The sequence below is a fragment of the Paenibacillus sp. ov031 genome, from assembly GCF_900143165.1.
In the GTDB taxonomy this organism is placed as follows: Bacteria; Bacillota; Bacilli; order Paenibacillales; family Paenibacillaceae; genus Paenibacillus; species Paenibacillus marchantiae.
In genome coordinates this window covers 1,125,568-1,152,086 of record NZ_FRDO01000001.1, presented here as the reverse complement: position 1 = coordinate 1,152,086, position 26,519 = coordinate 1,125,568, and the positions used below count along the sequence as shown (strand labels likewise).

26 protein-coding genes are annotated in these 26,519 nt (G+C 43.8%); 5 read left to right on the top strand and 21 right to left on the bottom strand.

Features of this window, described 5'->3' with window-relative positions; genetic code table 11:
* Positions 1-48: 48 nt before the first annotated feature.
* The 11 genes from BUA17_RS05020 to BUA17_RS04970 form a co-directional block, all read right to left on the bottom strand.
* Positions 49-855: a D-alanyl-D-alanine carboxypeptidase family protein gene (locus BUA17_RS05020; RefSeq protein WP_072732797.1), complete on the bottom strand. Its 807-nt coding sequence runs from the start codon at positions 853-855 to the stop codon at positions 49-51.
* Positions 842-1,975 carry an alanine racemase gene (gene alr, locus BUA17_RS05015; RefSeq protein ID WP_072732796.1) on the bottom strand — a complete coding sequence of 378 codons (1,134 nt, stop codon included), beginning with the start codon at positions 1,973-1,975 and terminating at the stop codon, positions 842-844. The genes BUA17_RS05020 and alr overlap by 14 nt, the downstream gene beginning before the upstream one ends.
* 319 nt (positions 1,976-2,294) lie before the next feature.
* Positions 2,295-3,146: a hypothetical protein gene (locus BUA17_RS05010; RefSeq protein WP_072732795.1), complete on the bottom strand. Its 852-nt coding sequence runs from the start codon at positions 3,144-3,146 to the stop codon at positions 2,295-2,297.
* Positions 3,143-3,667: a sigma-70 family RNA polymerase sigma factor gene (locus tag BUA17_RS05005; protein ID WP_072732794.1), complete on the bottom strand. Its 525-nt coding sequence runs from the start codon at positions 3,665-3,667 to the stop codon at positions 3,143-3,145. The genes BUA17_RS05010 and BUA17_RS05005 overlap by 4 nt, the downstream gene beginning before the upstream one ends.
* A 237-nt stretch (positions 3,668-3,904) precedes the next feature.
* A complete protein-coding gene (locus tag BUA17_RS05000) occupies positions 3,905-5,266 on the bottom strand; it encodes an LLM class flavin-dependent oxidoreductase (protein ID WP_072732793.1) in 1,362 nt (453 codons plus the stop codon).
* A 32-nt stretch (positions 5,267-5,298) separates the two neighbouring features.
* A complete protein-coding gene (locus BUA17_RS04995; RefSeq protein WP_072732792.1) occupies positions 5,299-6,111 on the bottom strand; it encodes an ABC transporter permease in 813 nt (270 codons plus the stop codon).
* Positions 6,108-6,953 (bottom strand): ABC transporter permease, encoded by an 846-nt coding sequence (locus tag BUA17_RS04990; RefSeq protein ID WP_072733481.1) that lies wholly within the window; start codon positions 6,951-6,953, stop codon positions 6,108-6,110. Before BUA17_RS04990 ends, BUA17_RS04995 begins: the two co-directional genes overlap by 4 nt.
* 42 nt (positions 6,954-6,995) lie before the next feature.
* Entirely contained in the window at positions 6,996-8,006 is a 1,011-nt protein-coding gene (locus BUA17_RS04985) for an aliphatic sulfonate ABC transporter substrate-binding protein (RefSeq protein WP_064638503.1), read from the bottom strand.
* A gap of 54 nt (positions 8,007-8,060) precedes the next feature.
* The gene (locus BUA17_RS04980) at positions 8,061-8,837 is read right to left on the bottom strand and encodes an ABC transporter ATP-binding protein (protein WP_072732791.1); all 777 of its coding nucleotides are present in this window, start codon (positions 8,835-8,837) and stop codon (positions 8,061-8,063) included.
* Between the two features lie 182 nt (positions 8,838-9,019).
* A complete protein-coding gene (locus tag BUA17_RS04975; protein WP_063565092.1) occupies positions 9,020-9,694 on the bottom strand; it encodes a TetR/AcrR family transcriptional regulator in 675 nt (224 codons plus the stop codon).
* Between the two features lie 50 nt (positions 9,695-9,744).
* On the bottom strand, positions 9,745-10,980 hold the full coding sequence (locus tag BUA17_RS04970) for an aminopeptidase (protein WP_072732790.1): 1,236 nt from the start codon (positions 10,978-10,980) through the stop codon (positions 9,745-9,747).
* A gap of 299 nt (positions 10,981-11,279) precedes the next feature.
* On the opposite strand from BUA17_RS04970, the gene BUA17_RS31095 reads away from it, so the two are divergent.
* Positions 11,280-11,420: a hypothetical protein gene (locus BUA17_RS31095; protein WP_157258453.1), complete on the top strand. Its 141-nt coding sequence runs from the start codon at positions 11,280-11,282 to the stop codon at positions 11,418-11,420.
* Positions 11,421-11,652: 232 nt separating this feature from the next.
* Positions 11,653-12,927, top strand: coding sequence for a stalk domain-containing protein (locus tag BUA17_RS04960; protein ID WP_072732789.1), 1,275 nt, complete (start codon positions 11,653-11,655; stop codon positions 12,925-12,927).
* 112 nt (positions 12,928-13,039) lie between these two features.
* Here the strand turns inward: BUA17_RS04960 and BUA17_RS04955 are convergent, their stop codons facing one another.
* From BUA17_RS04955 to BUA17_RS04925, 7 genes are all read right to left on the bottom strand, one after another.
* On the bottom strand, positions 13,040-13,540 hold the full coding sequence (locus tag BUA17_RS04955; protein ID WP_072732788.1) for a GNAT family N-acetyltransferase: 501 nt from the start codon (positions 13,538-13,540) through the stop codon (positions 13,040-13,042).
* Positions 13,541-13,752: 212 nt separating this feature from the next.
* Positions 13,753-14,061: a hypothetical protein gene (locus BUA17_RS04950; protein ID WP_063565096.1), complete on the bottom strand. Its 309-nt coding sequence runs from the start codon at positions 14,059-14,061 to the stop codon at positions 13,753-13,755.
* A gap of 15 nt (positions 14,062-14,076) precedes the next feature.
* Positions 14,077-15,261: an aminotransferase-like domain-containing protein gene (locus BUA17_RS04945; protein ID WP_063565097.1), complete on the bottom strand. Its 1,185-nt coding sequence runs from the start codon at positions 15,259-15,261 to the stop codon at positions 14,077-14,079.
* 192 nt (positions 15,262-15,453) lie between these two features.
* Positions 15,454-16,608, bottom strand: coding sequence for an NAD(P)/FAD-dependent oxidoreductase (locus tag BUA17_RS04940; RefSeq protein WP_072732787.1), 1,155 nt, complete (start codon positions 16,606-16,608; stop codon positions 15,454-15,456).
* A gap of 58 nt (positions 16,609-16,666) precedes the next feature.
* Complete coding sequence (locus BUA17_RS04935) at positions 16,667-17,392, bottom strand: SAM-dependent methyltransferase (protein WP_072732786.1); 726 nt, start codon at positions 17,390-17,392, stop codon at positions 16,667-16,669.
* A 268-nt stretch (positions 17,393-17,660) separates the two neighbouring features.
* Positions 17,661-18,641, bottom strand: a complete 981-nt coding sequence (locus BUA17_RS04930; protein ID WP_063565100.1) for an aldo/keto reductase — start codon at positions 18,639-18,641, stop codon at positions 17,661-17,663.
* A gap of 259 nt (positions 18,642-18,900) precedes the next feature.
* Complete coding sequence (locus tag BUA17_RS04925) at positions 18,901-20,067, bottom strand: MFS transporter (RefSeq protein ID WP_072732785.1); 1,167 nt, start codon at positions 20,065-20,067, stop codon at positions 18,901-18,903.
* A 210-nt stretch (positions 20,068-20,277) separates the two neighbouring features.
* On the opposite strand from BUA17_RS04925, the gene BUA17_RS04920 reads away from it, so the two are divergent.
* A complete protein-coding gene (locus BUA17_RS04920; protein WP_063565102.1) occupies positions 20,278-20,826 on the top strand; it encodes a TetR/AcrR family transcriptional regulator in 549 nt (182 codons plus the stop codon).
* A gap of 109 nt (positions 20,827-20,935) precedes the next feature.
* Here BUA17_RS04920 and BUA17_RS04915 read toward each other — a convergent pair whose 3' ends face one another.
* From BUA17_RS04915 to BUA17_RS04905, 3 genes are read right to left on the bottom strand one after another with little or no spacing between them, the layout of a single operon-like run.
* Entirely contained in the window at positions 20,936-22,030 is a 1,095-nt protein-coding gene (locus BUA17_RS04915; protein ID WP_063565103.1) for a Ger(x)C family spore germination protein, read from the bottom strand.
* Entirely contained in the window at positions 22,027-23,097 is a 1,071-nt protein-coding gene (locus tag BUA17_RS04910; RefSeq protein WP_063565104.1) for a GerAB/ArcD/ProY family transporter, read from the bottom strand. The genes BUA17_RS04915 and BUA17_RS04910 overlap by 4 nt, the downstream gene beginning before the upstream one ends.
* Positions 23,090-24,436 (bottom strand): spore germination protein, encoded by a 1,347-nt coding sequence (locus BUA17_RS04905; RefSeq protein WP_063565105.1) that lies wholly within the window; start codon positions 24,434-24,436, stop codon positions 23,090-23,092. The genes BUA17_RS04910 and BUA17_RS04905 overlap by 8 nt, the downstream gene beginning before the upstream one ends.
* Before the next feature lie 205 nt (positions 24,437-24,641).
* Here BUA17_RS04905 and BUA17_RS04900 point away from each other — a divergent pair, with 205 nt between their 5' ends.
* Positions 24,642-25,115: a MarR family winged helix-turn-helix transcriptional regulator gene (locus BUA17_RS04900; RefSeq protein WP_063565106.1), complete on the top strand. Its 474-nt coding sequence runs from the start codon at positions 24,642-24,644 to the stop codon at positions 25,113-25,115.
* Positions 25,116-25,271: 156 nt separating this feature from the next.
* Positions 25,272-26,507, top strand: a complete 1,236-nt coding sequence (locus BUA17_RS04895) for an MFS transporter (protein ID WP_072732784.1) — start codon at positions 25,272-25,274, stop codon at positions 26,505-26,507.
* Positions 26,508-26,519: the final 12 nt, after the last annotated feature.

The window sequence follows — 26,519 nt, the reverse complement described above, 5'->3', positions numbered from 1 at the left end:
AGCCTCCTAAAATGTGATATGAATCTAAATCATCCTTATTGCTATAACTTAATTTTTGGAGAAAGTCGTAACAATGAATCCTTCACGATTCGTCCCTGATATGCGATAAGAATCACAGCTCAAGATCGGGATATGGCTAGATCTCCCTTTATCCGCGGAAACATAATATATCTGGATTGTCATGTCCTTTTCTTTAATTGTAAGCTGCTCTCCAGAGAACCGATATTGCTGTACAAAATCGATGTACTCCTCTAAACATAGCTTGTTTTCTTCCATGATTTTGGAATGGGGATATCCTACATATCTAAAATGCCAGGGCTCATAAGCAATACGAGTGATCGATTCTTTTTCTTGTTTATATCGAAGGATAAAACCGAATTGTATGGCATGTTGTCTGAAGGACTTGTAAATGCCCGTGTCCGGAAAGGAAGGAGCAATAAAATCGATATTCGATTTCAATTTACCCACATCGATAGCCAACCCCGTTTGGTGTTCACTATGGTCAGGCAAGGCAACGTATTTGGAAGTATATTCCGAACCCTGTTCTATCAAACAATCTTGATAGATCTGGACTTGATCTTCTTTTGTTCGATATGCGCTGACGGCGACAATTTCATCCGTCCCCCCACAAGCTTTAAGCAGAGCATGAAATTGATTGAAACACTGCTTCTCCAGAAGCATCTCCTTATTTAACTTCTTTATTGAAGGCAAGGAATCCAGTGACTCTAGTTGATGGACTTGTACTTGCCTTCTGATTGGGTTTTGATCATTTATTAACACTAAATGTCCTTGAAACCGTTCTTCGTTACTTACGCTGATTTCAATATGTTTTTGTACGACTTCACGTGATTTCATGATGAACTTCCCCACCTTCTTTATAAATTCGTAACACTCTGTCCGTGATGGAACTCGTTATTTCTTGAGAGACACCACCGATATGATTGGCTAGTACCTGAATCGGAATTTCCTGCTCACCTGAATAGCCAATGAAGGTCACCTTTGATCCTTCCGGAAAATACATGGGAAGCTTGACCATCAATTGATCCATGGAGATTTTCCCTATAATTTCTGCACGAACCCCTTCCACCAACACCTCCGTATTTTGCATTCTCTGCGACCACCCATCGGCATAGCCGATAGGCACTGTTCCGATCCATTGATCTGAGTCTGTTTGATAAGCATTGTTGTAGCCCACATATTCGCCTTTTTTTAATCTTTTCGTTTGCAAGAGTCTACTGTGTAAACTGAATGCCGGCTTTAGTTGGATGTTAGGTACTAATTTTTCCGGATAAAAGCCATAGATTGCAGCTCCTATTCGAGCCATATCCATGCACAATTCCGGGAATCGAAGTGCTGCCACACTTCCCGCACAGTGATAATGATTGATTGGAATCCGTGACATACTGCTCCACTCTTTCATTTCCAGGAAGCGTTGAATCTGAAGCTGTAGATAACAGTTGTCTGCCTCACCTGCAGTCGCGAAGTGGGTATAGAACCCGTCGACTACTACATCTGATGCTCTGAGCCAAGGAACCATTTCTTGCCACTCTTCTTGCGTGCGTATACCGATTCGCCCAAGTCCAGTATCCATTTTCACATGCACAGATAACTTATGCGGGGTATGAACAGGCTTGTATTTTCTCATCTCCTGAAACCAAGACGCTTGTGTAACGGTAAGCATCAAATCATGTTCCAGAGCCAAAGGTACAAATTCAGGACGAATCGGAGTCAAAATAAGAATCGGTTGTTTTAAGCCCGCATTCCTTAGGCGGATGGCTTCTTCAATGAAGGCACACGCTAAATAATCCGCGCCTGCCTCTACTGCTTCTTTGCTCGTCTCGATATCTCCATGGCCGTATGCATTTGCTTTAACAACGGCCATTAGTTTGGTCGAACGTGGTAGAAATTTGCGGATCTCTATGATATTTTTGCGAATTTGCGTTAAATCTATTTCAGCCCAAGTATCTCGGTACATCCGAATGATTTCCTCAACCGAATAGATAGCTTGTTTTTACTTAATATTTTCAGTAGATCCGCATATGCACTTTTCATTGTTTGGCCTCCTAAAGGTGTAAATGTAGTGCGTTGAATTGATTTAAGTGTATATTAAGGCCACTTCAGCTCCTATCGATCAAACTTACACAAAACTGACAACGATGTAAGATTACAGATTTACACTTCTCATAGTTACAACAAAAAAAGTCGCCAAAAGGGCGACTCGTAAAAGATAACGGAAATGAACTTCAATAATAAAGTCTACAAGAAGAAGCCTGCGTTAAGGCAGGCCACTTTCATTATTGCGGATTTTCATTACTCATCCAGCTGTCGACATGCAGTGGTTCACTGTATTCTTCTCGGTCAGTAAATTCTTTCAGGTGTTTCTCTGCATCTGCCCGGTTATCGAAGGCACCCATAACGACGGTGAATTTTCCATTTTGGGTCTGCACAACGCTGCTGCCATCGGCAGAATACTGTTCAGCCAACATAGCCAGTGCTTCACCCTGCTCCATGTCTTCGCTCCGTACAAAGAAAAGTTCATGCGATTGCGTTGTCTTCCCGTCTGAAAAAAGCTTCAACTGAATATATCCAGGTTGCTGATACTCTGACACGGAATAATCCACATCATCTTTAAGTTCAACCACAAAGCCAATCGCAGAATCATCCAAAATGATATTTTGATAGACATCTTTTACATTCTTAAGTTCTTTAATATCCTTCTCCAACTTGTCATAATCCAGATGACGTACCCCATTGAAGGTGAAGATCAGACGATTCGGCCCTTCTTTGTGATCCACAGTATACGATGGAGCAGAGGTGATCTGTTCACCATCGATCTGAAAATTAATGTTTAGTGTATCCGATTCTTTGGTCGTTGTAACCGAAACACCATCTGTGCGCTCCCCGCCCCCACCAACTTGCAAAATTTTGACGACAGAACCTATAACAGGTACATCGGATAATGCCTTGGCTACACCTGGAACGTTAGCTGTTATCATCACCGCAGCACAGGCAGCAACCAGGGATGAACTACGCCAGATCATCATTTTTCTTCGCTTTTGGTTTCGTGCGCGCTGACGGGCTTGCTGAATAACTCCGGAAAGGCCGGATGGGATATTGATCTGTTCATATCGTTCTTTTCCTGTCATGTAAAATCAACCTCTTCCTTGGTCAGATGTTTTTTGAGTTTGTTTAAGATCTTATAGAACCTGGTCTTCACCGTGCTTTCCGGCAGGGACAGTACCTCCGCCATATCCTTGAATCGCTGATCTTGGAAAAATTTCAAAACGATAAATGCCCTATCTTCGGGATGCAGGTGATCAAGTGCTTCGTATAAATCCCATTGCTCTTCAAGCCCCATGGAACTCTCCTCGGCTGCAAACGGTATTGTACTGTCTTCCATATACGAGTATTTCTTCTTTCGTCTGATGTGATCCAGAGAACAGTTGATGACGATCCGGGTCATCCAGGTTTCAAAATAATCAGGACTTTTCACTTTTTCATAAGATAGAAAGCCTTTATAAGATGCCTCAGATATAATTTCCAAGGCTTCCTGTTCATTTTTCACATAAGAGAACGCGAAGCGATAAAGCTTTTCTTTACATGCCTCCAGACGATCACTGAACTGCTGTTCAGTTAGTGCTGTACTTTCCTTACTCAGTTTGTCCACCCCCGTTGCGACTGTATATTTTGATTATTGCCGCATTTTTAATAAAGCTTACTTTGTATGTTGTTTCGCATGTTAGACAGCTGAGAGTCGAAAATAGTTTTAAAGAAATGAATTTTTTTTATTTGGGAACAAGAACTTATATCGTCCCAAACGAAAAAAAGCCGCCAATAGGCGACTTCTTTCCTCTTTCTTCATTAGGGAGACCAGCAATTGAAAATCAGACTGAAACAGCTGTTTTCATATTGTTATGGAGGTCTTATCTAACGTCTTCTCTTTTTGAAAATGACTTATACCCGGGCGATCCAGCCCAAGATGATCACGAAGCGTGCTGCCCGTATAATCCGTGCGGAAGAGTCCACGTGCTTGAAGAATCGGCACCACATGATCCACAAATTCATTCAAATCTCCCGGCAGAACAGGTGGCATGATATTAAATCCGTCGCAACCATATTCTTCAAACCATTGTTGCATCAAATCAGCCAGTTGTTCATAGGTCCCGACAAACTGCATGTGCCCTCTTGCCCCTATCAGCCTCCGACCCAGCTCGAGAATGGACAACTTATCTTTTCGTGCCATGTCCATAATCAGTTGTACCCGGCTTTTCATGCCATTGGAAGCTTCCACGGGATCAGGAATATTGGGCAGTTGGCCTTCGACAGGATATTCCGAAAGGTCAAACTTAAGCATCCCGGATAACATACCAACTGCAGCCGCCGGAGGGATCAACTCCTGCAGTTCTTGATATTTCCTCTGAGCTTCCTCCTCCGTCTTACCCAAAATCGGTGATAAACCAGGCATTATTTTCATGCTGCCTTGTTCGCGCCCATATAGAGCGAGTTTGGATTTGACGTTATTATAGAACTCTTTCGCAGCGTTCAGAGATTGTTGGGCCGTGAAAATCACTTCACCGTAGTTGGCAGCAAAATCCTGTCCCGGTTCGGATGATCCAGCTTGGATGAGTACAGGGTATCCTTGCGGCGAACGAGGTACATTGATCGTACCTTGGGTGGAATACCACTGCCCTTTATATGAAACTTCCTTTAATTTAGATGGGTCCGCAAATAGTCCAGCCTGCCGATCCACAATTAAGGAGTGATCTTCCCAACTATCCCAGAGCAGAGTGGCTACTTCGACAAATTCCCGCGCCATTTTATATCGAAGCCCATGCTCAGGATGCTCTGTTCGTCCATAGTTATTTGCTTCAACATCCAATTGGGAGGTCACGATGTTCCATCCTGCGCGTCCTTCACTGATATGGTCCAATGTGGCAAATTTTCGAGCTACGTTATACGGCTCGTTATAGGTAGTCGACACCGTGGCGGTCAAACCCAGCTTTTCTGTATCCGTAGCCAATGCCGACAGGAGCGTTAGCGGGTCCAGCATCCCTGCAGCCGATTGATCAGCACCCATTACATAGAGAAGATCAGCCAGAAACATCATATCAAACTTGCCTCGTTCAGCTGTCTGTGCGATGGATCGGTAAAATTTATAATCAAAAATCTGTTCAGCTCCTGAATCCGAGCGGCGCCAGCCATAGTGATGATGACCTGTATAATAAATGAATGCCCCTAGATGAAGCTGCTCTTGTCTAGTCCCCATATATATCTTCCCTTCTTGTTTCCATTTTTGGATTATCCCTTGAACGTATCTCGCCAGCTTAGCCATCTGTCTTCAAGCAGTCGCACAGCCGAATCCGAGAGCTTGCCTACAACCGCAAAGACTACAATACCGACAAATACAATATCCGTTTGTGAGTAAGCACGAGCATCCTGTATCATGTAGCCGACGCCTGCACTGGTTCCCATCATTTCAGCAACAACAAGGACTAGCCACGCCGCGCCCAAAGACAGTCTCACTCCTAGCAGAATATTAGGAAGTGCCGCAGGGATAATGAGCTTGCCAAGTAGCTCCCATCTTGAATACTGGTAAATCCGGGAGACTTCAATCAGCTTCATATCAACATTTCGTATACCGAGAAATGTATTCACATAAACAGGAAAAAACGCGCCTAGCGAAATCATTAGAATTTTTGAAAACTCTCCTACACCAAACCATAAAATGAATAATGGAATGAGAGAAAGGAGCGGAATCATCCGCAGCATCTGTAATGAAGGGTCAAGTGTGCGCTCCGCCAATTTTCCAAGCCCTGTGGATAGGCCTAGCATGAGCCCCGTAGCTGTTCCAAGCAGAAAACCCAAGCCCGCTCGATAGGAGCTGATCCCGAGATGTTCCAGCAACTCGCCGTTCAAGATTAGACGGATGAACTGCTCTGCAATCTTGGAAGGAGCAGGTAGCATGGTCGCTGAAACCAGCTGAAGGGCAGAAGCCAATTCCCAAATGAGGAGAATAGCCAACGGAATAATCCACCCGTGAAGACGACCCGGAATTCTGCTCAGCCAATCTCCTGCTCGTTCGGTTTGTTTACCAATCTCCAGCTTGCTCATTTTGCTTCTTCTCCTTTAAAACCGTCTTGCCACCGTAGCGCTCTCGCCTCCAGAAGCTTAATGATGGAATCTGACAGTTTGCCCACGACAGCAAAAACAATGATTCCCACAAACACTACGGTGGTGAGTGAGAACGATCTAGCATCATTGATCAGATATCCCAAGCCTGCACTAGAACCCATCAATTCCGCAACGACCAGACCCAGCCAGGCGACACTGACGGATAAACGTATCCCCAGAAAGATATTCGGCAGAGATGCTGGAAGAATTAACTTCGTGATCATCTGCCATTTGCTGAATTGCAGCACCTTTCCTACATCAAATAACTTGCTGTCAACGGATCGGATACCCAGAAAAGTATTAACATACAGTGGAAAGAAAGAGCCTTTAGCTATCAGCAGCAATTTTGAAGTTTCACCGAAACCGAACCACAAAATGAACAAGGGGGCAATGGCCAAGTGCGGCAGCGTCCGCAGCATTTGAAAAGAAGGGTCCAACAGTCGCTCTGTCTTGTAAGAAAATCCGACCCACAAGCCCATGCTTAGACCAAGACCGCCTCCAATCAGAAAACCAAGCAGAGCTCTCCACGTCGATATGCCCAAATGCCTCACAAGTTCACCCGTCTCCGTCATGCTGACAAGCTCTTTCCATATGCTGCTTGGCGTTGGAAGCAGAACCGGGTTCAAATATCCCATAGCCCCGGCTACTTCCCACACAATTAACAAAGACACCGGAACGATAAGCCCTAGTACCATATTGCTAGCTCTTAAGTAAAGCTTTCGCCTCTTAACCGAGTTTTTCTTTTGAATTAAAGGGGGAATAACTGCCTTTTCCGCACGCATTTGCATGTAGTGAACGCCTCTCTTCTATAGGGGTCATTATGTTTATTTCAGTGGATCCTTGAGAGCTGCGTCGATATATTGATTGTCCGTTATAGTTTTGATCACAACCTGATTCCGAATGTTCTTCACTTTATATTGGAAATCCGCTGTTTGCTGCATTTCATCTACGATATCTTCATTAACTGGCGTGTTAATCATCCGGGAACGTTCGAATGTCCCACTAATAACACTGGCAGGAACATTACGTTCAGCTGCATATCTGTCGATCGCTTCGGTTTCATGCTCGCTTTCCCACTTCAATGCTTTATTAACTACCTTCAAGTACAGAGTAACAAGCTCTGGATGCTCCTCTGCAAAATCAGATCCCGCGATCGTAAACGAAGGAGACAATACGCCAAGCTGCTCTCCGTCAGACAACACTTTTCCTTTTCCCGTTAAGGTATTAAGTGTAATGTAAGGGTCCCATGTCGCCCAGGCATCCACACTGCCGGTTTCAAACGCAGACTGTGTCTCGTCGGGCTGTAGCTGAATGATTTCAAAATCTTTATCTGTTAAACCGGACTTCTCCAAGCCACGGTATAGAAAGTTATATGCATTGCTTCCTTTTGTCACGGCAATCTTCTTGCCTTTCAGGTCACTAAGTGACTGGGCGGTACTACCGGCAGGTACAATAATTGCAACGTTATTTTTTCCGTCTAGAACTTGCGATACGATTTTGAAAGGAATATTCGCTGCTTGTGCTGCGATAATTGGCATGTTCCCCAGGCTGGCGATATCCAGCTTATTGGAAGCAATAGCCTCTGTCATGGGCGGTCCGCTCTGAAACTCAATCCACTCCACTTTGGCCCCTGTTTTTTCAAATTCTTGTTCAAACCATTTTTCTTCACGTGCTTTACCGAATAAGCCCCCACTTCCCTGAATCCCAATTTTGACGGTTACATTTTGGCTCTTGCCTGAACCACTTGCGTTTTCATTTGAACTTTTGGTTGCACAAGCCATAGTCAATAAAGACAACGCGAGCACCATAACAAGAACTAGATGAGATTTTTTCATATAAACCACTCTCCCTTTAATATGCTGTACATTCTTCTTATCCTTTGGACAATGCTATATACCGCCGCCTACATCATATAAAGGCTCATCCACTTTTTCGAACTCATTTAATACCAGTCTCCGCATCTCCTGAAATGCACTGCTTGATCTTTTTCGAGGAAAAGGTAAATCAATCGAGAGAATACTCCGGATATGACCTGGACGCGGATTCATAATGACGACTCGTTCCCCTAGGAAGACGGCTTCATCGAGATCGTGGGTTACAAACAACATTGTTGTTCCATTGCGTTGCCAAATATCAAGCAGTACTTCCTGCAAATGAGACCGAGTAAATGCGTCGAGCGCTCCAAAAGGCTCATCCAGCAACAATACATCCGGGTTACGCAGCAAAGCTCTGGCAATGGCGACGCGCTGTGCCATACCTCCTGACAATTCACGAGGATATGATTTTTCAAACCCTTTTAAACGGACCAGTTCAATTAGTTCCTCCACCTTTCGGCGGACAACAGGATCTCTAAGAGAGAGATTGGCTGCAATGTTTTTCTCCACCGTTAACCAAGGAAATAGCCGGGGCTCCTGAAAAATGAATCCTTTCTCTATGCTGGGGCCTGCAATCGGTTTGCCGTTGAGCAACACGGTTCCCGTATACTGTGTATCTAAGCCAGCCACAATTTTAAGCAAAGTACTTTTCCCACATCCGCTCGGACCAATGATAGTTACTAATTCACCTTTTCGAACTTTGAGCTGAATGTTGTTTAACACAATGATTTCGCCTACAGGGGCGACAAACGTTTTGTTCAGGTCACTGATCATAAGCATATCCCCAGACATTAAAGACACCCTTTCACATTTAATCAATAATACTTACATGTTTACTTGGTTTTGAGGCAAAAAAAAGAGATTTACCCCTTTCCACTGCAAATAAAGCGGGGCAGTGTAAATCTCTACGATTGCAAATCAACAAAGTGAATTACGGTTCGTTTTGTTATACGATATATTACCAATACCATTTCTTACCTGTCAAACATTTTTTTATTTATGTAACTTAAATCGTTATTTCCTTCAAATAGACCAGCGGTTGATACCACTGTTTCTGGTTCCATAAAAAGTCGAACAATTTTTTGGGGGTCAATATCTACTTGTATTTCATAACCGGGAGCGAGCTGCAAGGTCAGACCTTGAATCAGACTTACAAAATAAAACGCAAGTTGTCGAGTATCTCCTTGTATGATGCCGCCCGCCTCCTGTCCTTGGCGAAAAATCTCTGCCAAAGGTTCCAGATTGTCCGTAAATCTTTGGGTTGCAGCTTGTTTTATTTCAGTGCTGACGGCATGATTTGTTCGTATACTTTGGAGCATGATGGTGAAGGCCCAGTTACTCTCGTTTGATAACCACCCTTTGCTAATCTCGAATAGTTTTTCACGAGGATCTATATCCATGTCTGCTATTTGTGCAATAGTCCTCCCATACATCGTTTGTCCTCGACGCAGAACCTCACTGAAAATTTCGTCCTTCGAAGTAAAGTAGGTATAGATATTGCCTACGCTAAGTTTTGCTTCCTTGGCAATATCTTTAATATTGGTTGAATCAATCCCACGTTTCGCCATGGTTTGTAAGGCTGAATTTAAGATATGCTCAATGCGTTCCTTTCTCATTTGTTGGTCCTTCAGAATGTTTCTGGGTGACATTTGAATCCTCCTCCGTTTTATTACCAATTATTGATCTATGATTATTAATTCTACGCCCAGTTACCGTTACGAAACACAGGTTCCAAGCCACCATTTGCAAGTTCTCCGTCAATGTCCATATTAGCCGATCCAATCATAAAATCGACATGAATGAGGCTTGAGTTGACACCGTTTGCCGCCTTTTCCACTTCAGTCATTTCGTTCCCTCCCTCAAGACAGAATGGATAAGCATTACCGATCGCGAGATGGTTGGATGCATTTTCGTCAAAGAGAGAGTTGTAAAAAACAAGCCCTGATTCTGAAATCGGGGAATGATGCGGCACCAACGCAATCTCGCCCAGATAGGCCGCACCTTCGTCGATGCTAATTAATCTTTTTAGCACCTCAAGCCCTTGCGTTGCTTGAATATTAATAATTTTCCCGTTTTCAAACGTCAAGGAGAAATCATCAATTAGATATCCTTCATAACTTAGGGGCTTAGTACTGCGAACCGTGCCGTTCACCCCTTGCTTTAACGGAACAGTCCATACTTCTTCTGACGGAATGTTTGCCAAAAATGAAACACCCTTTTCGTTGATGTTATCCGCATCACTTACCCAGATATGTTTAGGCGACAATTCTATCCGCAGATCCGTACCAGGTCCACGGTATCGCAGTGCTCGATACTTTTTACGATTAAGCTGTTCCGTCTTGTTTCTAAGCAGCTCAAGATGTGTCTTCCATGCCTCAACGGGATCAGCCGAATTAATCCGCGTAACGTTAAAGATAGCTTCCCACATCGTATCAATCAAATGCTCCTCGACAACATGAGGAAACACCTTGGAAGCCCAAGCCATTGATGGAACCGTAACTATAGACCAACTGACCTTGTTGGACATGCCGTAGCTGCGAAATTTGGCTAATGCCTTACCTTTGGATGCATTCAAATTCATGATCCGCTGTGGATCTATTCCATGCAGAAGATCGGAATTGGGTGCAGTGATCGTCAAGAAAGCAGCATTATTTTCGGCAAAAGTCTCCCAACCGGCTGCACGGAACACCGGATATTCGTGGAACACCGAATCAGGAGCAAGTTCATATTTTAAACGCGTAATCTCATCGTCGTTCCACTCGATATAGACATCATGAGCGCCGGCCTCATAAGCATGTTTCACAACAAGTCGAACAAACGGAGCAGCCGATATTGGCGCGGTTATAACAAGCGTTTGTCCCCTCTGAACATGAACACCCACGTTGACCACGAGTGCTGCGTAACGCTCTAATTGTTCACGGAAGTCCAATAGCATTCTCCTCCTCCTGACTAAAATTAATATCGCTGGTTTAATTATTACTCTTCATAATATCATTCGTTAATATTCCAGCCTATGATTTACTACCCTGCCAATATAAATCCTTCGAACCAAATAGAAAATCAGAAGTTTCTGTCCGAAGGGACAATTATTGCTCCGCCCATTTAATCCAACAATTAGGCGTATACATAAGTATACAGAGCATGATTAACATATGTTGAAATAAAATTGATTCTCGGGGTGACGTCGTGGCCAAAGGCAAAAGAAATAACCTGATGAACGAGGAGCTAACTTCCTTGGAATTAGCTAAAATCGGACTAACGTTAAACGTGATCGGGGATATACTTGGTTATTTCTCGATCCTCAAAGCGGAGGAAGAAGCAGCGAATCTGGCTGCCGATACGAATAAAATGGGTAATACCACAGCTGTAAAATGAGCATTCAACTTCCTCTGATTTCATTCCCTTTAAGAATAAAAAAATGGAAATGCGATTATGCGCAAAGAAACCGAAATTGTACGAATTTCCGTTTCTTTGCGTATTTACTTTAACCCATCATATCTTGTAATTGGAACTCTATGAAAATTTTGCTATACTATTTTATGCTAGATTACGATTCAGATGAGATGCAATTCTACTATATTTGATGAGTTGGAGGAATGCAAAAAACATGTTACATACACGAATAGGAAAGACTGCTGCTGCCACTATTCTTGCCATATCCTTACTCGGAACCACTGCAAACCTTAATGATGCCTATGCTGCACCGGCCATTTCGGTCTTGCTAGATGATGTTCCTCTGAAATTCGATGCAGCCCCTCTGATTGATAAAGGTGTTACCTATGTCCCTTTCCGGACGGTTGGCGAGGCCCTGGGAATTAGCATTACATGGAACAGTAAGGCGCAAACCGTAAAAGCGATTGGAAAGGTAAAAGGTCAAGCGACAGAAGTCCTGCTTCAAGTGGGAAGCACCACAGCAACCGTCAATGGAGAAAAAGTTAAGCTCGCAGCGCCACCCGTTCAGCGGGAAGGTCGTGTGCTTATTCCACTCAGTTCGTTCAGTAGTCAGTTCGGTGTTAATGTAGGCTGGAACCAGTCAACTCGTACCGTCTCTCTTGTTTCACCTCAACGTGAAATGCATTTGAGAGCCTTCTATGCGCTGCAATCCTATAAGGAAATCGATTTGGTACCATCCATGAACTCCGTCGCTTTTGGCTGGAGTCGCATCGATCGTGAAGGTCAATTTACGCTTCAGGGTGATGAGTATCAAATTCCTGCTGCTGCAGGTGACGTTACACCTAAATCCATCGTTGCTGATGCAGCGAAACAGAGTATTAAACCGTATCTTATGGTTTATTCTTTGGATGGAAACGGGGAACTGACCAAGGTGTTGAGTGACAGCAGCATGCGCCAGAAGTCCATTGAGGGCATAACTGCTGCCATAGCTGAGAATGGTTTTGGAGGGGTTGTTCTTGATTTTGAAGGACTAGGTTTTAAGCTAGACGCAGTAGAGCAGCAGAAGCTGCTGAACAATTATGTCAAACAATTGAAGGATTCCTTGCCTAAAGACATCGCTTTATCTTTGGCTGTACCTCCATTAAATAGTGCATATAAAGGCTATGATTACAAAACGCTCGCTTCGTTGGCAGACGACATCATCATTATGGCTTACCAATATAATCCGGTCGGCACCAAATCGCAGGTTCCTGAGCCGAACAGTCTTGTGGATCAGGCCATCCAGCTTGCGTTAGATGCTGGCGTTTCCAAACAAAAGCTTTTGCTCGGTATCAGCTTAAATAGTGAAACCTCATCTTCCATAGATGATAAACTGGGTCTTGCCAAGCGGTATGATCTAAAAGGGGCAGCCTTCTGGCGCCTAGGCTTATTCCGTACCTACAATAATCAGATGGAAGGCGCTGTCAATGCCTCTGTTATAAAAGAGTAAAGGAATTTCGATATTCTTGACTCCATTGGCTTTCCACACACCAAAAAAAACGAACCGAAATCTCTGGATGCTGACAAGAGATTTCGGTTCGTTTGTTATACAAGGATATTATCTATGCGTTCAATGAGGAATGCTCGTTTCTTTGGGTTGCACTGAGTACCAGATCTTTCTGATAAGCAAGTACTCGATCCCAATCCCCGTGAAAAATCGGTATCCGATAGTACCCAACTCTTTCATAAAGGGCCGCCGCCTCAGGCTGTTTGGGGCCAGTCTGCAGCTTCAGATTGGTGTAGCCGAATTCGAGCGCAAGACGTTCTGCTTCGGCCAGAATGGCCTGGGCCACACCTTTACGACGGAAATCCGAACGTGTATACATACGCTTGACCTCCACAGATGTATCATCAAGGGGCCTGATGGCTCCGCAGCCTACCGGATATCCATCCAAACGCGCGACAATAAAGGCTGCTCGCGGTGTCTCCACATCGGATGGCTGAAATCCCGCTGTCCCATCGCCGCCATATAACAATCCCAGTTCTTCGCTTAGCTCCTTGATTAAAAGTTCCGAATCCTCGCTTCGAATATCTTCGGCGGCAGCAAGTACGATCGACGACATTGCGTAAAACCCCTTTCCCTCATTGGATTTATTGGATTTTGTGATTTATATAAATTATCACGAACAGGTCCTAAGCGTCAATTCCCCATCGATTGAATATTTCAATAAGCAAACTGACGAATAGATTCAGAGCAAAAAAGTCGCCAGATTGGCGACTCTCCCGACACTTTTATGGTTACAATTGGACGGATGACTTCATTCCAAGCCTCTGCTTACCCTTCAACCACATCGGATCGCAAATCCGTTGCAACTTCAATCATTTGCGGAACGACAGCTTCATTGACAATGGCAACATACAGATCTCCCATATACAGACGAAATGGAATCTGCAGGTTCTCATACGTCCACATGAAGAAATCCCCATCGATGGACATGACGCTCTCCGGTCCCTGGACGGTAAGAACAGGTGAGTACGTGAAGTCCGGTTTGGATGCAAAATACTGTTTGCATTCTTCCAAGGAGATGGATTGCTCCTCGTTATTTTCTTGCATGGATCGAGTGATCCGAAAACGTTGATTCATGAAATATGCCTCCAATTAGAATTTGTGCAGAACCTGTCCCAGAATTTCGATGCCCTTCACAATTTGCTCATCGGAAGGTGTTGAGAAATTAAGTCTGATCGCATTGCAGGGTTCGTTCTCATCGACGAGAAAAGCTGTTCCTGGAACAACAGCTACGCCTTCCGCAGCGGCTGTTTTGGCATAATCAAGCATCGGGATATGAGCTGGCAGATCACACCAGAGGAACAGTCCTCCATCCGGTTGGGTAAAGGTAATGGACTCACCCATATGCTCCTGCAGCTTGTCAATCATCAAGGCAGACTTCCTGCGATAAATCGCACGGATACTGCTGATATGCTCTGCATAGTTATACTCAGTCATGAACTTGTGTGCCAGAATCTGCGGCAGCATGGCTGTATGTACATCCTCTCCCTGTTTGGCAACAACCATCTTCTGAACAACCTCGGAAGGTGCCAGAACATAACCAACACGCAAGCCAGCGGACAGAATCTTGGAGAAGGAACCTACGTAAATAACCAGACCTTCATCATCCATCGATTTAATTGTCGCTACATCTTCTCCACGAAACCGAAGTTCTCCGTATGGGTTATCTTCCAGAATCATAACTCCATACTTCTTTGCAAGATCATAAATTGCCTTGCGCTTCTCCAGGCTGGTGGTAAAACCTGTAGGGTTTTGGAAGCTCGGAATCACATAGATCATCTTTACATTCTGCTCAGTTTGCAGGGCATGCTCCAGCTTCCCGATATCCATACCGTCCGTCTCCATCGGAACGCCGACCAGGTTTGCACCTGAAGCCCGGAAAGAGTTCAGTGAGCCGATAAAGCTCGGGCTCTCACAGATAATCGTATCGCCTTCATTACAGAATACTTTACAAGCAAGTTCAATTCCTTGCTGTGCTCCAGATACAATGAACAGTTCATCCGATGCTTTACCCGTGTCAAAGCCTGTCTTCAGATGTGTAGTCAATGTATCCCTCAGCGGGGCATAGCCTTCGGTAATTCCGTATTGCAGTGCTGTTACCGGGTCCTGTTCCAGAATCGATTGAGTAAATGTGCGAATCGCCTCAATAGGGAACGTCTCCGGAGCGGGATTCCCCGCAGAGAACGGAATTACATTTTGGCCCGAAGAAGCCTTCAGGATCTCACGAATGATGGATGGCTGCAATGCAGCAATCCGGTTGGAAAATGAATAGTTCATCTTAAAATAATGCCTCCCGAATTCAAATCAGACTCTTGTCTCTATAGCTACAATTAGATTCTATTATACGAGTATTTGGCAGATTTCTAAACGGTCTCGTCAAAATTGGCAGAGAAACAACAAAAAAGAGGCTGACATAAGCCGCCCCCTACTCCTACGGATTTTACTTTATGGATGTCACTTTGCTGCCATCTATGATCGATGGACAAGATTGATTTCTGATAACCGTGTTGCCTTAACCAGATAAGTCGCCAGACCAGGTACCATCCGGGCCAAACCAGGATAGAATTTATTCGTTTTGGCAAAAGCCAGCTTCTGAATTCTTCGTGCACGCCGGAGCAGTCGGGAGAATTCAAGATTGGCTTCTTTCGAATACTCTTGCTGCCACTGCGTAAAGTTGATCTTTCTTTGAAGATACCTGTCAGTCCATTCAGCACACAGCAGTGAGGAACGAAGTGCAATGGACATCCCGTCACCACACAGGGGAGGGATCATCAGCATCGCATCCCCAATATGAGGATATTGGGACCACGGTTCAGGAACATTGGAGAGATGGAGTGGTGCGATCGAGACCTGTGTTCCTGGAACTGGGCTTCCCTCAGCAAGCCTCGCGGCCAATCTTTCGTTGGTTAGGGATGCTGCCTGCAAAATATCCTCTACAGACTTGCCGCTTCCCCGCACCGTATCAAGTGTCAGCAATGCAGCTACATTTGCGATACCATCCTCAATCGGAGAAATGCCGACATATCCTCCCTTGCAAAAATACAGCTCTACCCGTGGCGGAATGGTGATCCCCCGATAGTGTGATTTGACACCAACATATGCTGTTTTATCCCGCAGCTCGGCTGGCGAGGTCATCCCGCGCGGCTTCTTCGAGCCATGGGCTCCAATAACGGTTTTTGCTCGATACTGAATTCGGTCATTTCCTTGTTTGGCTTCGATTTCATAGCTACAATCATCTAACTGCTGAATGTTGGTTATCGTTGCCTTCGTAACGATCTCAACGCCTGCGGCTGTAGCCTGCTCGTGTAAAATCCGATCCAGCTCATATCTGCTAATCCCATAGGCCAATCCCGGCAAAGGCGCCACGATCTCCCCGCCCTGAGGCATAATGATCTTGGCATGATCCAGCGTACTCGGCTTTATCTCTTGTTCACTAAGGTTGATCCCCAAATAATCCAGCATCTCCGTTGTCTCAGGTGACATAAATTCACCGCATGTTTTGTGACGTGGAAATTCCTGCCGATCCAGCAGCAGTGTCCGATGCCCTTGCCTGGCAAGCTGCAACGCGCAGGTACTGCCGGCAATTCCCGCTCCGATGACTATGGCATCCAATGGTGTAGACACGTAAGAACACCCGCCTTTCATTGTCCATTTATAATAACTGCCTATTGATGTAATGATGCTATGATAACGTCCCATGATGGGGTATCACGACAGAATAGCGGAACAACGGCTTCCATTCATAGGTCAGCGTGTCATGGTTCAACTGCTGTTTCAATTCCCGCCAATCCCTTCCCGTGAAGCCTTTTGCAACAGACAGCGGTCCATCATGACGAATGTATCGATTGCGTGAGATTATTCGAGTGGTTACCCAGACAGCCGCATAAGATATGGGATGCCGATGGATATCGTTAATCACAACACCATATTTGGAGGCACGCAGCATATGCGAGACCATCTCCACGAGTTGCTTTCCTTCAAAATGATGGACAAATTGCGAGCCGGTTACGATGTCTGCTGAGGCACCCGGCAATTCCTTGACATCGGCACGCCGAACCTTGATTCTCGGTTCATTCCGGAAAAGGTTCCTCGCTTGCTCACATGCCTCCTCTGTCAGGTCGACCAGAGTAATCTCCAGCTTAACTCCCTTCTGGTCCGCCCAGCGCAATAGTTTCTGGTTCACATCACCTGAACCCGCTCCCACATCAAGAAGGGTCAGCGTAGTTGGACTGCCAATCGCTTTCCATAACTTCTCCACCCCTGCACGGGTTGGAGCGGGAGCAGCAAATATTTTGTTCAGCCTTCTCAGATGTTTGAGCGCTTCGCTCAATTCTTCTCCCCCCATGGAGAAATCGTCCATCAACTCGTCTTCCTTTGCCCGTACGGAAAGTGTTCTAAAGAAGGACATGATCCCGCTCCTTTACAGCTGTATATTGTGAATGATTTTCTCCAATTAACAATTATTCCCTTAACCAAGCCTTATAATCGTAAGCACTGCGATATGTTATTTTACGAAGACTTCCTCCATCTCAGAATGCTTAATTCCATTGAATATATTCGATGCTGCATTGCCAGATAAAAAATAAAGAAGCCGCCAATGAGGCGACTTCTGTTTGTATATGTGATGAAGCTGTGACTTCACGTTTTGTTCCATCTTCCTTATCCAATCATCTTGATTATTGATGACCAACAATTCGGTGAGGCACATAGGGTTCTTCTAACGATGCTATTTCTTCAGGTGTTAGCTTAATCGAAAGAGCGGCTACACCATCCTTCAGATGCGATATTTTGGTAGCACCAATGATGGGAGCTGTGACCGGTTCCTTTTGCAGTAACCAGGCAAGTGCGATTTGTACACGAGGAACCCCATGCTTCTCAGCGATCGCGGCAACCTGATCAATGATCAATCGGTCGGTATCTGCAGTTGCATCATATTTTTGCTTTGCAATCTGATCGGTTTCGGAACGATGTGTTTTTTCCTGAGGGTCTCTTGTCAATCGGCCTCCTGCAAGCGGACTATACGGAATCACACCGATTTTCTCAGCTTTACAGAGCGGAAGCATCTCTCTTTCTTCCTCACGATAGATAAGATTGTAGTGATCCTGCATGGATACAAAGCGGGTCCACCCATTTTGCTCAGCTACATGTAACGCTTTCAAAAACTGCCACGCGTACATCGCAGAAGCGCCTATGTATCTTACCTTTCCTGCTTTGACCACATCATGTAAGGCTTCCATCGTCTCTTCAATGGGTGTAGTGTAATCCCAGCGATGGATCTGATACAAATCCACATAATCTGTTTCCAGCCGCTTCAGGCTTTTATCTATCTCACTCATAATGGCCTTACGGGAAAGTCCGGCACCATTTGGGCCTTGGTGCATACGACCATTAATTTTCGTTGCAAGTACAATTTCATCTCGATTGGCATAGTCACGTAGGGTGCGCCCAATCACTTCCTCGCTGGTTCCAGCTGAATATACATTTGCTGTATCAAAGAAATTGATGCCTAAATCCAACGCCTTTTTAATAACGGGACGACTGTTCTCTTCATTAATGACCCATTGATGGCCTCCAGGAACGGCTGTACCAAATCCCATACAGCCCAAGCACAGACGGGACACATCCAGACCTGTATTGCCAAGCTTCACATAATCCATTTGCGTATTCCTCGCTTTCGGATGGTTTTTGCTACCTTTGCAGATAGCTCTGATGCCTGCATAAGATACACACGGAAGAATAACTATTCTTGAGTATAGTATTAAGCATGAGAAAAAATCTCGCAATTCCCAAATGGCTATAAAACGTGCATTAGTAAACAACACGATGGGAAATGTTCATTATTTGGTAAGCAAGATGATGAATAATGAACATTTCCCTTTTGTGTATGTCACTTAAGGTTGCTTAAGGTTGCTTAGCTTACATGTTGTTTTTTACGGGGTCAAATAATCGAATTCTCAGCAAAATGGATAACAGACTTAGTACCAGGAACAATACACCTCCAAGCACGATGTACTGTGTGCCAATCCCCGAGATGAACAGCCCGCCTACAGCAGTTCCCAAGGTTATTCCCAAATTACCGCATGAAAGGAACAAACCATTCGAGAAATCGGGCGCTTCTGGCGCGGCAGAGGTAATCCAATACTGACCAATTAGATTGCTTATTGCATAACATACTCCCCATAAAATCACGGTTAAAATCATAGGTCCAGTGGATGTGCCCGTCCAAAAGGATAAAAGATATACGATGCCCAATACTACGGGAAAAAGTATAACGGTTTTACGTGTGTTTTTAGAAAGCAGCCTGCCTCCCACCACGTTTCCCACTAGACTGGCTAAACCATATATAAATAACACGATACTCAATGTTTTTCCCGAAATATGAGTGATAGAGCCCAAGTACTCTGCGATGTAACTATTCACACTTGCTGTTGCCGAAGCCATAAGGATCACTGCAGCGATGGCTAGCCAAGTGATACCTCTTTTTAAGATTCCCAATTGTGTTCCATACGCAAGTTTTTCCTTAACAGGCATAGAGGGGATAAATATCCATGTACCCAGAAATGCCAACGCGTTTACGATCGCAAAGAATACCATTGCCATTTCTACCGATGTTCCATTCGCGATATAGTTTGTGATTGGTACGCCAAGTACCATTCCTGCGGTGACTCCAAGCATTACTTTAGATACCGCTTTGGGAGCTTCTTCACTGCTTACAGAGGTCGCTGCTACGGTCAAAGCCAATGAACAATAAATGGGATGGAAAAAGCCTGGAATGATACGAGCCACGAGGGCAACGGTGAACGTTGGTGCAAAGATGGAAATAATATTACATACAACAAAAATACCGAGCACGAGTAACATCACCGTTTTACGGTTTATACCGGAAAATAATAAAGGCATCGTAGGACCCGCAATCGCAACAGCGAGTGCAAAGAGACTCACGAGTAAGCCAGCCTTGGAAACACTGACATGAAAATAATGAGCTATTTGAGGTAATATCCCAATGACGCCCATCTCTGTAGTTAGGATGCCGAAAACACCGATAATTAATATATACATGAGTACATGATTTGATTTGACCACAAGCAAAACTCCTTCACTATTTCTGATTCATTCTCTAAACTTTCGAATGGTGCATATAAAAAATAAATGCACAAGAATGTATTTTTGCGCTTATGTGTATTATTATAGAAAGTACGTCTTATCTACAATGACTAAAAGATGATGATTTGTGCATTAGTGCACAGATCGTGGAAATTTGGATACAAACAGAGGAAAGTCAGGTGACTCGAAATGCCCAAAGTGGATCGAAGAATACTCAAATCTCAAGATGCCATTAAAAAAGCGTTGATTGAACTTATGTCTCAAAAGCATTTTGACCAGATTACGATTCAGGATATTTCCGACACAGCGAATGTTAGCCGCAGAACCATCTATCTTCACTATCTGGATAAGTATGATTTACTGGATAAGCTCATCGAGGAACATGTGAACGAACTACAGGTATTGTGTGAATCCGAATCTGAAACGAATGCTACAGATGGGGGAATGAGCTGGTTTGAATACTTTGAGAGCAACTATTTATTCTTTTCAGCTATGTTAACAAGTAAAGGAGCACCCTTCTTTCGCAGCCGTTTTCTCCAATTTGTCATCAAGGATATAAAGAACGGATGGGACATGAAAGAGGGAAAAAATCGCGGGATAAGTGAAGATATTTTGCTTCAATTCTTTGCGCCAGCGTATGTGGGAATTGTGGAATGGTGGTTTATAAACCAAATGCCCTATCCACCTCATGTCATGGAAGAACAAGTAAATACGTTATTGGAGCTGAATCTTTCATAAATAAAAACTCACGCTGAACCTTTCTGATATTATAAAAAAAGTCGCCACCAGGGCGACTTCATAACGGTATAGCATTTTCCTCGCTTATAGCGGAGTTAACAATGCTAAGCTATTTTTTTAACATTTGCCCCTGACTATCATTATCATTGGCATTTTCTTTAAAATAAATTTCGTTCAGAACGTTGACACGAACGTTGATCTTTTGCTCCAGCTTCGGAAACCACTTGGTTTTCCATTCCTTTAATTTCCCCTCCGACAGTTGGGGTCGAAATATCATGCCTACACCCAATACATCCGATTTAAAAGATTGAACCTTCCTTACCGTTTCATTAAACTGTTGGCTGATCTGTTCTTTCATTTCTTTCTCAATCACCGCGTTACCCTTACTTTCAGGGCTTTCCGTAATCACTACATTGAGAAGAATATCCGTCAGGATGGATGGCCCGTTCTCCGACCAGGAGGTCTTGTGTTTGATTTTGGTGTCTTGAATAAGAACACTCGTGTTCTGTGCCACTTCAATGGTTCCCCCTGAATATTTGCCTTTAAATAAATTAAACAAAAGTGTCTCTTCCTGATTGAGCGTTCCTACCATGCGGTCATCCCGCATCACGGCCGTGCCTTTAAAGGTGAACAAAGTTCGATCGCCGTTTTTGAGCATGGGGATGGCCATGTCTTCCGTATATGAATTTTGGTTTTGATAAGCTTCCCATATTCGGACGATGGATTGATTGGGCGTCCACCCGGCATCCTGGCTAAAAAAGTCGTAGGAAGAAATTTCAGGTGTTGGCGAAATTTGATGATACATCGTCTTCTCAAAATCACCGTCAATAACCCCTACCAAGCCTTTAATCGAGATATCATTCGCTCTCACAGCAAAATTGATGATGTTATCAATTCCCTGCTCTGCGACTTTCCTGTCGATTAGCAATAATCTCAAATGTACCAATTCGATGCTTTTTTCGGAATCCGTGCGAATCAAATCAATGGCTTTACTGATGGATTTCGCTTCTTTGTCAAGAATTTGGGTTTTGCCTGATGCATCGGGTATTTGGAGAATGATCCTGTATTTTTCCGTGTTTCCCTTTCCCACTCCCATGACAACAGGCAGATATTGTTTGTTAATATCCTTGGTATCCCAACATCCCGGAAGTAACATCATCATAGATAAGCCTACAATCAGAGTCTTGATGATGCGCATGTTCATGTACTCACCCTCTTTCGCTGCCATTGCGCCGCGAGGAATACAATGATTGGAAAACCGATAACGCTATAAACGCAAAAGAAAGAATTCAGGTACAGGTATGAATTCAAAGCGTTGACATCCGGTATCATGAGACTGAACACGTACAAGGTGAAGCACACCACGGAAAGAACCCATAATCGATTGATTTTCGGCATAAATAACTGATTCAGCAGGGACACCAGAATCCAGAGTAAAACGGAAACCTTTAGAACACCCAGCGCACTGGAGGCTACCACGTAGAAGCTTGGAAGCCAGTCAAATACAACCCACTCTAGATCAATGGTATCCGATGCCATAAGCATGGGATATTGCAAATGAATTACCGTTTCCTGACCGAATACGAGAAGCGGAACATATACAGATCCCAAAGCAAACACAAATATGATACCAACCGCAGCAGCTGCTTTACCAAAACTAAGCCGTTGCTTGGAGGGAATCATGCCAAGGAATAGGAACCCGGCTGAAATGACCGTACATACATAGAAATCCGAATTGGAGAAAAACGACATTCCACTATCCCAAATCGGAAAAATGTAGCTGATTCTGAAATTCTGGATGCTGATCATCATGGAGAAAAAAATGAATGGCATCAAGAGAATACACAATCCGATGCTCGCCCGAATCATGACCTCGAGTCCCTTCCAAACAGCATAGAAACACAGAACGATAAAGAGAGCTGATGTTGCTACTGGCGGTGTTCTCTGTAGTAATACAGCTTTGATTTCGACAGACTGGAAGTACATAAGCAATAACAGCTCGATATATAGGAAGATCAACATCGGCAGAACGATCAGTCTCGTTAGCCATTTGCCCAGTGATTCATTACAGATATCCACCACTGTTTTCCCCGGAAACTGCGACAACGCTTTTAAGTACATCCATAGAACCAGTAGCTCTGCCAAAAAGAGGATCGTTATGGGTTCCCAGTGTCCTTTTGAAGTCGCAGAGATGATCCGTTCAGGAAAGATGGCAAAGATCGAAGCGAGGTGAAGCAGAACAAACATAGTAAGAATCTGGGCTTTATTCATCCTGAGCCTTTCCTTTCACACTTAAACTTAAGTAGGGAACGGAGCAAGTACTCAACGAGGAAAAATACAATATAATCCAAATCATCGCAGCCTCAAGACCCCATATCCCAAAGAAGGAACTGATGATCATGACAACATATTTATACATTCGTATACCCGTCGTATTCATATAACCCGCCAGCACAAAATTAGCGATCGCAGAGGCAACTAGAATAATAATTAATAGATTACTGACAAGTTTAGCTTGGACAATGGCTTGACCCAACAGAATACCGCCAATCATGGTTATGGTGGGTCCGATGTTCTTTGGTAGTCGAATCGTGGCTTCGATAATCATCTCCAGAAGCAACATTACCAGCAGCATTTCGATCAACGAAGGATAAGGGACCCCTTCCCTGCTCTTGGCTACCGTGATGGCTAACTGGATTCGCAACAGTTCCGGGTTTACCGAATTAAGCACAATATACAGACCTGGAAGTGTGATAGCCAAAAGTGCACCAATCGCCCGGATGGTTCGTAAAAACACCTGAAATAGATACGGGTAGTTGACGTCCAACGTAGTTGACCACAAATCCGTTATGATCGCTGGGAAAGCAAAAGCAAACGAATATTGGTCAATCAAAATAACCACTTTTCCGTTCATCATATTCTGTACCATCTCACCCGGTAGCTCCGAAGAGATATACGTTGGCGTTATTGAGAATCTGGGATGCCCCAGTATACTAAGCAGGTCCCTTACCGTATTCAGTTCCTTATCTTTATTTTGTTCCAGCTTATCCCGAATTGCCGCAATGACTTTCGGTTGGGCAACTCCCTCAATGTACACCATGGCAATTTTCTTGGTAGACTGAACCCCTGTCTCTCTGCTTTCGATCACCAACTGGTCGGATATCATTTTTTTTCGCAACAAACCTATATTTTTATCAATATCTTCTGTAAAAGCATCGAATGCAGATTGAAGGGGATTTTCGCTCTCTGGCGAGCTTACGGACCGTGAAATTCCAGGAGGTTCCGGTTCAATGACTGCTGCTAATCCTTTTGTGCTGAACAACACAAGTTTCCCATGCAGGAGATTGTTGCATAGTTCGTCCAATGACATGGATGCTTCTTCTTCAAAAGGACTGAACATTTTCAGAAAAGATTCGTTCTCATTACCACTTGCCGCTTGATTTATTGTGGACAACGTTGTCGGAAGATCGACTAGCGTTTTCACGAAGTATGCTCTGAATTTCTGATTGGCGATAAGCACGTCTTTATTGCTGAAATCCGTGCTCTTTTCGAAACGGTCATAGAGTTGCTTTTCAATATCGTGAAGATCCTGTTCATGGATTCGCTGCAAATTTTACCACCTCTTCTGAAGTAGTATGTCGTTAAGAAAAAAGTTTATTCAGAAATTAACCTTGATTTACACTGTAATTTAGAAGCTTTTGTCTCTCTTTTATCACGTATAGATCCCTTCCTAAATAATTGTTTTCAATATTTTTGAACTGGAAACCAAAATTGAATATAATATTGTAATGCACCAATGGGTGGGAGGATAGGCCATGAATAAAGAGGAACAGGTCTTAGTGGGTTTCAGGGACTTATATAACAAGCTGGTTTGGCTTAATAAAGATAAGATGGAAGAAAGTCTTAAGGGGTATAAACCTTCTGAAGTACATTGCATCGAATACATTGAAAAAAATGCAGATTCCAATGTAACAAAGCTTGCAGAGTCCTTTTATATGACTCGAGGTGCGATAAGTAAATTAACGAAGAAGCTCATAGAAAAAGGCCTGATCGAAAGCTATCAGAAATCGGATAACAAAAAAGAGATCTATTTTAGGCTTACAGAGCAAGGGAAAGTCATTTATCAAATCCATGAGGATCTTCACAACGAGTTTCAAGAGCGAGATAAAGTTGTATTCGAACAGGTAACCGACGAACAATTTGACAGTATGCTTAACTTCGTGGACAAGTATAATCGGCATCTGGATGCAGAAATAAAGAAGCTGGGTACAGATCTGAAGTCGGAATAAATCTCAATAATGAAAGTTAAACTAAAGGCAGCCGGACTCTATTTGAGAACAGGCTGTTTTTTTATTGTTATTATTTTGTTGACAAGGAAACAAAGCAGTTGTACGATATTAATGTTTCCAAGGAAATAAAATCACGACGTTTGAGAGGAGAAATTAATGTTTAAATCACGATCACATCATACACAGAACACAGAACAAACCATAGACAAACACGCTTTATTATTCGGTCTGATCTCTGTGTTTCTTTGCGGAATAGGCTTCAGTATTATCGCGCCTGTTGTCCCATTTCTAGTACAGCCTTATACAAGCAGTCCAGGAGAACAAGCTATCGTTGTTACGCTGCTGACCTCTGTTTATGCCTTTTGCGTATTTTTTGCGTCCCCCGTGCTTGGAGCTCTGAGCGATAAATATGGCCGTCGTCCATTGCTCCTGGTATGCCTTTTGGGTTCCGCAATCGGATACTTGGTTTTCGGCATAGGTGGAGCCCTATGGATACTCTTTGCGGGGCGTATAATCGAGGGGGTAACAGGCGGAAGCATAGGTACAATTTTCGCATATTTTGCGGACATCATCCCACCCGAACAGAGAACCAAATACTTTGGATGGGTGAGTGCGGTTGTAGGTGTAGGCACCGTCATTGGCCCGACTGTTGGCGGATTACTCGCCAAGATTGATTATTCTGCACCCATGTATTTTGGAGCAATCATAACTTTGGTGAATGTTATATATGGATTCTTTTTTATGCCTGAGAGTCTTGACAAGACACATAGACTGAAAGAAATTACTTTGGTGAGACTTAATCCTTTCATACAGCTTGCAAACCTGCTTTCCATGAAAAACTTAAACAGACTACTGATCTCAGCCTTCTTACTTTGGATACCCAACGGATCTTTACAGGCCGTTTTCTCACAATTTTCAATGGATACTTTCAATTGGAAGCCTGCAATCATCGGACTTATGTTCTCAATTATGGGTGTCCAGGATATCATCTCACAAGGTCTCATCATGCCTAAGCTTTTGAAAAAGCTTAGCGATAAACAGATCGCCATTCTTGGAATGATTTCAGAAATTATAGGTTACAGTCTGATCGCACTATCTACTTTGTTCTCATTCTATCCACTGTTTATCGTGGGCATGTTTATCTTTGGTTTTGGTGATTCGATCTTCGGGCCTTCCTTCAATGGCATGCTCTCCAAATCTGTCGATTCTAATGAACAAGGCAGGGTTCAAGGCGGTAGCCAATCTATCCAGGCTTTAGCAAGAATGATTGGTCCTATCATTGGAGGTCAAATCTATGTATCGCTTGGTCATGCTGCACCCGCCATTATGGGTGTGATCCTTATAGCAGCGGCAATACCCGTTTTGTATAAGCGAAAACAAGTAATTATTTAAATTGCCTACTTT

Excerpts from the sequence above, each read along its gene's own strand:
- BUA17_RS05020 (WP_072732797.1), bottom strand. The coding sequence starts at position 855 with ATGAAATCACGTGAAGTCGTACAAAAACATATTGAAATCAGCGTAAGT.
- alr (WP_072732796.1), bottom strand. The coding sequence starts at position 1,975 with ATGTACCGAGATACTTGGGCTGAAATAGATTTAACGCAAATTCGCAAA.
- BUA17_RS05010 (WP_072732795.1), bottom strand. The coding sequence starts at position 3,146 with ATGACAGGAAAAGAACGATATGAACAGATCAATATCCCATCCGGCCTT.
- BUA17_RS05000 (WP_072732793.1), bottom strand. The coding sequence starts at position 5,266 with ATGGGGACTAGACAAGAGCAGCTTCATCTAGGGGCATTCATTTATTAT.
- BUA17_RS04995 (WP_072732792.1), bottom strand. The coding sequence starts at position 6,111 with ATGAGCAAGCTGGAGATTGGTAAACAAACCGAACGAGCAGGAGATTGG.
- BUA17_RS04990 (WP_072733481.1), bottom strand. The coding sequence starts at position 6,953 with ATGCGTGCGGAAAAGGCAGTTATTCCCCCTTTAATTCAAAAGAAAAAC.
- BUA17_RS04985 (WP_064638503.1), bottom strand. The coding sequence starts at position 8,006 with ATGAAAAAATCTCATCTAGTTCTTGTTATGGTGCTCGCGTTGTCTTTA.
- BUA17_RS04980 (WP_072732791.1), bottom strand. The coding sequence starts at position 8,837 with ATGTCTGGGGATATGCTTATGATCAGTGACCTGAACAAAACGTTTGTC.
- BUA17_RS04975 (WP_063565092.1), bottom strand. The coding sequence starts at position 9,694 with ATGTCACCCAGAAACATTCTGAAGGACCAACAAATGAGAAAGGAACGC.
- BUA17_RS04970 (WP_072732790.1), bottom strand. The coding sequence starts at position 10,980 with ATGCTATTGGACTTCCGTGAACAATTAGAGCGTTACGCAGCACTCGTG.
- BUA17_RS04960 (WP_072732789.1), top strand. The coding sequence starts at position 11,653 with ATGTTACATACACGAATAGGAAAGACTGCTGCTGCCACTATTCTTGCC.
- BUA17_RS04955 (WP_072732788.1), bottom strand. The coding sequence starts at position 13,540 with ATGTCGTCGATCGTACTTGCTGCCGCCGAAGATATTCGAAGCGAGGAT.
- BUA17_RS04950 (WP_063565096.1), bottom strand. The coding sequence starts at position 14,061 with ATGAATCAACGTTTTCGGATCACTCGATCCATGCAAGAAAATAACGAG.
- BUA17_RS04945 (WP_063565097.1), bottom strand. The coding sequence starts at position 15,261 with ATGAACTATTCATTTTCCAACCGGATTGCTGCATTGCAGCCATCCATC.
- BUA17_RS04935 (WP_072732786.1), bottom strand. The coding sequence starts at position 17,392 with ATGTCCTTCTTTAGAACACTTTCCGTACGGGCAAAGGAAGACGAGTTG.
- BUA17_RS04930 (WP_063565100.1), bottom strand. The coding sequence starts at position 18,641 with ATGGATTATGTGAAGCTTGGCAATACAGGTCTGGATGTGTCCCGTCTG.
- BUA17_RS04920 (WP_063565102.1), top strand. The coding sequence starts at position 20,278 with ATGCCCAAAGTGGATCGAAGAATACTCAAATCTCAAGATGCCATTAAA.
- BUA17_RS04915 (WP_063565103.1), bottom strand. The coding sequence starts at position 22,030 with ATGAACATGCGCATCATCAAGACTCTGATTGTAGGCTTATCTATGATG.
- BUA17_RS04910 (WP_063565104.1), bottom strand. The coding sequence starts at position 23,097 with ATGAATAAAGCCCAGATTCTTACTATGTTTGTTCTGCTTCACCTCGCT.
- BUA17_RS04900 (WP_063565106.1), top strand. The coding sequence starts at position 24,642 with ATGAATAAAGAGGAACAGGTCTTAGTGGGTTTCAGGGACTTATATAAC.
- BUA17_RS04895 (WP_072732784.1), top strand. The coding sequence starts at position 25,272 with ATGTTTAAATCACGATCACATCATACACAGAACACAGAACAAACCATA.